The organism is Dorea acetigenes, assembly GCF_025567385.1.
Taxonomy (GTDB): Bacteria; Bacillota; Clostridia; order Lachnospirales; family Lachnospiraceae; genus Claveliimonas; species Claveliimonas acetigenes.
The window spans coordinates 60,611-67,691 of sequence record NZ_JAOQJU010000016.1 but is presented as its reverse complement, the minus strand read 5'-3'; the positions used below and the strand labels follow the sequence as shown (position 1 = coordinate 67,691).

Below are 7,081 nucleotides of genomic sequence, written 5' to 3'. Positions count from 1 at the left end.
ACAGCAATACTATGATTCCCTGAAAGAAGCAGCATAGGGTACAAAATCCTTGAGGAAAATGTGTCAACTAATCTTGACAAAATCACTGAATAGTATTAAGCTGCCGAAGGACTTGACAAGTATAGGTTCTAATGCATTTTGGAACTGCAGCAGTTTGAATAGTATTGAACTGCCGGAAAGTTTAACAAGTATAGGTTCTAGTGCATTTAGTGACTGCAGCAGTTTGAGCAGTATAGATTTGCCGGAAGGCTTGACAGAAATAGAGTGGGGTGTGTTTGCAGGCTGCAGTAACTTGAATAGTATTAAGCTGCCGAAGGGCTTGACAAGTATAGGAGAGTATGCATTTTGGAAATGCAGCAGTCTGAATAGTATTGAACTGCCGGAAGGCTTGACAAGTATAGGGAAGGTTGCATTTTGGGAATGCAGCAGCCTGACACACATTGATATACCGGTTGGCGTAACGAATATAGAAGAACTTGCATTTTGGGAGTGTAGCAACCTGACGCAAATAGAAGTAGCAGAGGGGAATTCTGTATATGCGGATTATGATGGATGCTTATATAATAAAGAATGTACAACTCTTATAGCGGTAGCAAATGGAAAAACAGACATTAAGATAGCAGAAAGTACAGTAAGTATAGGAGAGCAGGCATTTGAAGGATGTAATGCGATGAGTGCCATTGATATACCGGCTGGTGTGACAGATATAGGAAAGAAGGCTTTTTACTATTGTCAGAATTTAAACAGTGTTGTTTTGCCGGAAGGGTTGAAAAGTCTGGAAGATGAGACGTTTCGTGGGTGCCGTAGCTTGGAGAATATTAATTTGCCGGAAGGGTTGACCCATATAGGAGATCGAGTTTTTCAAGAGTGCGTTGGATTGAAGACAATTAAGATACCTGGCAGTGTGGAGAGTATGGGTCGGGAAACTTTTAGAGGATGCACCAATCTAAGTAATCTTGATTTGGAAGAGGGATTGACATATATAGGAGAATGGGCATTTAGAGAGTGTAATAGTTTGAGCAGCGTCACAATACCAGAGACTGTGACGAGTATAGAGAACGATGCATTTGGCTATTGTAAAAATCTTTGTAATATCGATCTGCCGGAAGGACTGACGAATATAGGAGATCGGGCATTTGCCGGCTGCAGCAGTTTGAACAGTATCGAACTGCCGAAAAGTTTGATTAATATAGGAGAAGATGCATTTTCCTATTGTAAGAGTCTGGAGAGTATTGAGTTGCCGGAAGGATTGGAAAGCATAGGAAAATCCGCATTCTACGCTTGCTATAATCTTAGTAGTATTAGAATTCCCAAGAGTGTGACAAGCATAGGCGAGGATGCGTTTTATCAATATAATGCTCCTGCCCCGACATTATTAGTCTATGAGAATTCTTACGGTTTGCAGTATGCTCAGGAGAATGATTTGAATTACATTATATTATTGGAAGATGGAATACCATTTGCTGATGTGACGGATACGTCCAGTTGGTTTTATCCTTACGTAACATACGTATACCAGCACAATCTGATGACCGGGCTGAATGATACCACCTTCGGACCGGACCAGACACTGCCACGTGCGCAGTTTGCAGTGATTCTGTACCGTATGAACGGGAAACCGCAAGTGGAATATACGCCGAAGTTCCCGGATGTGGCGGATGGCATATGGTATACAGATGCAATCATCTGGGCGAATGAGGCTGGTGTGATAACGGGATATGAGAATGGCTTGTTTGGCGTGAATGACCCGATTACCCGTGAGCAGATGGCGACTATGATGTACCGCTATGCGAAGGGAAAAGGATATGATGTGTCACAGCGTGCAGAGCTTAGCAGATTTGCAGATGCCGGGCAGATACAGCCGTTTGCGGTGGAAGCGATGCAGTGGGCAGTGGCAAATGAGATCATTCAAGGAATGAACGAAACGCAGCTTGCACCACAGGGAAATGCGAACCGTGCAGAATGTGCGGCAATCATTATGCGATTCAAGCAGAAATATGAGAATGACTAAAGATAGATGAAAACGAAAGTGTAAAAAAGAGAGGATACCAGAACTGAGGAATCAGGATACTGGTATCCTCTTGTAATAAGGAACCATTCGAAATGTTTATACAGGAATATTTATGACATTTATGACGTTCACCCTTCATTGACACCTGGGATGCGAGGGGGTATAATAGGCTGGAATAAATGTGGACAAAGGAGTGTTCCAAGAGACGATGAAATTCAAAGAAAGAAAATTTATCCCGGTTCTGCTGGGAGGAGATATTAATACCTACAGTGTGGCGCGCGCTTTTTACGAACAGTATCAGGTAAAGTCCTACGTGTTCGGCAAGTACCAGACGGGACCAAGTTTCAACAGCCAGATTACGGTATATGAAGGGAATCCGGCGATTGACACTGACGAGTATTTTGTGAAGCGGATTACGAAGTTTGCGAAGCAGCACAGCAACAAGAAGATTCTTCTCATTGGCTGTGGTGACAGTTATGTGGCTCTTGCCAGCAGGCATAAAGCGGAGCTGCCGGAAAATGTAATTGCGCCGTATATTGATTTTGATCTGATGGACAGCCTGCAGCAGAAGGAGCGGTTCTATCAGCTGTGTGAGAAGCACGGGGTAGATTATCCGAAGACCATTGTATACAGAAAAGAGATGGGGCTTGATTTTGCCTGTGATTTCTCTTATCCGGTCATTGTAAAGCCTTCCAACAGTATCGCATACTGGGAGCATCCGTTCCCGACGCAGAATAAGATTTATAAATTGGGCAGCCGGAAAGAAATGGAGAAGGTAATCAGCCAGATTTATGAAGCCGGATATGACGATGCCTTGATTATTCAGGATACCATTCCGGGAAATGATGAGTATATGCGGGTGCTGACTTCCTATTCTGACCGGAATGGTAAGGTGAAGATGATGTGTCTGGGCCATGTTCTTCTGGAAGAGCATACGCCTCATGGGCTGGGAAATCATGCGGTAATTATCACAGAACCTAACAAAGAATTGATGGGGCGCGTGAAGAATCTGCTGGAAGACCTGCACTATGTAGGTTTTTCTAATTTTGATATTAAATATGATATGCGTGATAATACCTACCGCTTTTTTGAGATTAACACCAGACAGGGGAGAAGTAATTATTATGTTACAAATTCCGGGTTCAATGTGGCAAAGTATTTTGTAGAAGATTACATTTACCAGAGAGAATTGCCTTATGAGGAAGCAACAGAAGAATATCTGTGGATGACCGTTCCGAAGGGTGTGGCGTTTAAGCACATTAAGAATCCGCAATATGTTGCTAAAATGAAGAAGCTGATAAAAGAGGGCAGAATGGTGAATCCTGTATTTAAGCGAGGAGATTTAAGGCCGATGCGTTTCCTGCGCATGGCGAAGACCCATTTGAAACAATATTCTTATTTTAACAAATATTATAAGTAAAAGGGATTGGTATGGAAGAAAGAAGAGAATTAAAGAAGCTGGGTGTGATTGGCGGGATGGGGCCGGAAGCCTCTTCTTACTATTACGAAAATGTGATTGCACATACGAAAGCGTCGAAAGATCAGGAGCATATTGATATGGTGATTTTAAGCCATGCTACCATGCCGGACAGGACGGAGGCGATTATCACGGGGGACGATAAGCATCTCATCAGGCTGCTTCAGGAGGATGCAAGAACCTTGGAGCGTTTGGGGGTTTCCAATATAGCGATTACCTGCAATACTTCCCATTATTTCTATGAACAGATTCAGAAGGCTGTACAGATACCGGTCATTCATATGATTCGTGAGAGCGTTGCCTATGCAGTAAATGCATTTGACAATGTAAAGAGGATCGGAATCATGGCGACGGATGGAACGATAAATTCCCGTATCTATCATAAGGAGTGCAAGAAGCTGGGAGTGACGCCGGTCAAACCGTCGCCGGAACGGCAGAAGGATGTAATGTCCTTGATTTACGATGATATTAAGAGCGGGAAACCGGGGGATCGGGCTAAGTTTGACCGTGTAATCAGTGAATTTATGCGTAAGGGATGTGATGCAGTCATTCTGGCGTGTACAGAATTGTCCGTATTTAAAGGGAAGCATGAGATTCCGTCCATCTGCCTGGATGCAATGGATGTGCTGGTGAGAGAATCAATCCTGCGCTCCGGCGCAGAATACCGGTAGAAAGGGAGAAGAAGATGGCAGAGATGAAGTTTTATAAAATACAGGAATATGTGGAGGCGCTGAGAAAACGGGGAATGTTCGCCTCCTGTGAATTATATGGTAAAGAAGAGAATGTTATTAGAAATCTTACCTATAATTCCAAAGAGGTGTCGGAAGACACTTTATTTATCTGCAAGGGTGCGGCATTTAAGCCGGTTTACCTGAGAGAAGCCGTAGGAAAGGGGGCAGTCTGCTATATTAGTGAGAAGGTTTTTGAGCTTGAAGCAGAAGTTCCTTATATTCTGGTAAAGGATATCCGTGAAGCGATGTCGGTTCTTGCCAATTTGTTTTATAATAATCCATGGGAAGATTTACGGCTTGTAGGTGTGGGCGGAACAAAAGGAAAATCTACCTCCGTTTATTATATGAAAGCGATTGTAGATGATTATCTGGAAGCGCAAAATAAAAAAGACAGCGCTGTGATTTCTTCGATTGATATTTATGATGGCAAATCAAAGGTAGAGTCCCATATTACCACCCCGGAGGCAGTAGAACTGCAGCAGCATCTGCGCAACGCTCTGGATTGTGGTATGGAATACGCACAGATGGAAGTGTCTTCCCAGGCGCTGAAATATCACCGTGTAGATGACATGAAATTCGATGTGGGAATTTTCCTGAATATTTCTGAGGATCATATCAGTCCGATTGAACATGCAGATTTTGAGGATTATTTTTCTTCTAAGATGCTGATGTTTGGTAAAACGAAGACGGCGGTGGTGAATCTGGATGCAGATTACATTGACCGGATTCTGGAAGAGGCAAAGGCGGCGGAGGAAGTGATTACCTTCAGTACGAAGGATTCATCTGCGGATTATTTCGCTTACCATATCCGTAAAGAGGGAAATGAAACCAGGTTTTCTGTGAAATGCGAGGCTTTTGATGAAGAATTCATTCTGACGATGCCGGGACTTTTCAATGTAGAGAATGCACTGGGTGTCATTGCGGCGGCAGTAAAGTTCGGTATTCCGAAGGAATATATCCATTCCGGGCTTTTACGTGCTCGTTCCAGCGGAAGAATGGAGCTTTATGCAAGCAAGGACAAGAACATTTTGGCAATTGTAGACTATGCACACAATAAGTTAAGCTTTGAGAAATTGTTTTCATCTATGAAAGAAGAATACCCGGATTATGCGATTGTGTCTATTTTCGGCTGCCCGGGTAAGAAAGCCCTAATCCGTCGCCGTGATCTGGGAACGGTTGCGGGCCAGTATTCCAAGAAAGTATACCTGGTGGCAGAAGATCCGGGATATGAGCCGGTAGAGGACATTTCTGAGGATATTGCACAATATGTAGAAGCCCAGAATTGCCCGTATGAGATGATTGAGGATCGGGGAGAGGCAATCAAGGCTGCCATTGAATCAGCAGAAGGCAAGACGCTCCTTCTCGTGACCGGAAAAGGCGGAGAGACGAGACAGAAATATGGAAGCGAATACCTGAACTGTCCGTCAGACGTGGAGTATGTGAAGAAGTACTTGGCAGAGTATGATGTGAGAAAATGTGAAGAATAATCAGGATTAAAATCATTTGAAACTATGGTAGAATAACAGGGGACATACGGTATGGGATGTTTTGGGAATGTATTGTGTTTTAAATTTGCCTCTTTAAGCTTTTTCCCCTTTGGAAAAGAGGTGAGATACGGCGGAGGAACCGGTTCTTTCCTTCTCAATATTATCTGGCTGGTGGTGTCGGGACTTCCGCTTGCAATAGAACATCTGGCACTGGGAGCAATGCTTTGTGTGACGGTTGTGGGCATTCCATTTGGGCTTCAGCAGTTCAAGCTTGCCAAGTTAGCACTGATGCCATTTGGCGCAGAAGTCTTATAAAGACACTATTTTCAGTAATGCATATGAATCAATGTTTTAAGATAAAATGTGCCAATTTTTTGGCAAAGGCAGCAGTTTTATCATCTGTGTCATGTTCGGCATTATATTCTACGATATCATAAGAAGAAATAGGCAATTCAGTCATTAATCTGTCCATGATACGGAAGGCTTCCGCTTCTTTAAAACCATCAGGAACGGGTACGGAAACGCCGGGCAGGAAAGCAGGATCCATGACGTCGATATCGAAACTGATATGGACATGCTTTAAATGAGAAAGATAAGACACCGTATCATTTAAACAGGCTTCCAGTCCCCGTTTCAGAACTTCGTCATAAGTATAATGCCGGATTTTTAATTTTTCTAAAAATGTGGCTTCTGGGGGATCTATATCCCGAAGGCCAATCATGACAATATTTTCCGGCCGGAGTTTCACATCCGGCGTCAAAATCTGAGTCAGCCTTTTTTCTCCCATTCCGAGAAGTGCAGCGACGGGCATACCGTGGATATTCCCGGTAACTGTAGTGGCATCCGTGTTAATGTCCGGATGCGCGTCAATCCAGATAAGCCCCAGATTGTCATAACACGTTGCAGAAGCTGAAATCGTACCGATCACAGAACTGTGATCTCCGGCAATAAAAAGAGGAACTTCGCCGTTTTTGATTGCCTTGCGGCCTTCTTCGGCAATCTGCTCGCAGGTGGCAATTACACTGTTTAAATTCTTTAGATTCTTCAAATTGTATTCCGGCATGGTAATCTCCGGAAGCATGGTAATTTCTAAATCCTTACAATAATCATTAAAATAGTCGAGACTGTAGGTCAGTCCCTTGTCACCGACCCCAAAGTGCATGGGGCATCCAAAAATGTGAAACATCATACCCTCCCAATGTGATAATAAAACGAACATGTTGCTCCGAATGTGCTTGTCTGCAAGCAGCCGACGCCTTTCCAATCGGAACTGCATTCGTCTATATCTTCTTACGTGCAAGCACGACGAATCCATATTGGATTTCAAATCGGCTGTGAATGGTAATTATTGTATCATACTGTGGCGAATTTTGGC

5 protein-coding genes and 1 pseudogene are annotated in these 7,081 nt (G+C 43.5%); 5 read left to right on the top strand and 1 reads right to left on the bottom strand.

Annotated features, from left to right (window positions below):
- Positions 1-73: 73 nt before the first annotated feature.
- The 5 genes and pseudogenes from OCV99_RS12235 to OCV99_RS12215 form a co-directional block, all read left to right on the top strand.
- Positions 74-2,011, top strand: coding sequence for a leucine-rich repeat protein (locus tag OCV99_RS12235; RefSeq protein ID WP_262575570.1), 1,938 nt, complete (start codon positions 74-76; stop codon positions 2,009-2,011).
- Between the two features lie 208 nt (positions 2,012-2,219).
- The gene (locus OCV99_RS12230; protein ID WP_158370895.1) at positions 2,220-3,431 is read left to right on the top strand and encodes a carboxylate--amine ligase; all 1,212 of its coding nucleotides are present in this window, start codon (positions 2,220-2,222) and stop codon (positions 3,429-3,431) included.
- A gap of 11 nt (positions 3,432-3,442) precedes the next feature.
- Positions 3,443-4,159 (top strand): cysteate racemase, encoded by a 717-nt coding sequence (cuyB, locus tag OCV99_RS12225; RefSeq protein ID WP_158370893.1) that lies wholly within the window; start codon positions 3,443-3,445, stop codon positions 4,157-4,159.
- Between the two features lie 14 nt (positions 4,160-4,173).
- A complete protein-coding gene (locus tag OCV99_RS12220; RefSeq protein ID WP_158370891.1) occupies positions 4,174-5,706 on the top strand; it encodes a Mur ligase family protein in 1,533 nt (510 codons plus the stop codon).
- A 75-nt stretch (positions 5,707-5,781) separates the two neighbouring features.
- Positions 5,782-6,021 (top strand): annotated as a pseudogene (locus OCV99_RS12215) (YccF domain-containing protein); the annotation flags it as partial.
- Positions 6,022-6,049: 28 nt separating this feature from the next.
- Here OCV99_RS12215 and OCV99_RS12210 read toward each other — a convergent pair.
- Complete coding sequence (locus tag OCV99_RS12210) at positions 6,050-6,895, bottom strand: arginase (protein WP_262575567.1); 846 nt, start codon at positions 6,893-6,895, stop codon at positions 6,050-6,052.
- Positions 6,896-7,081 lie beyond the last annotated feature (186 nt).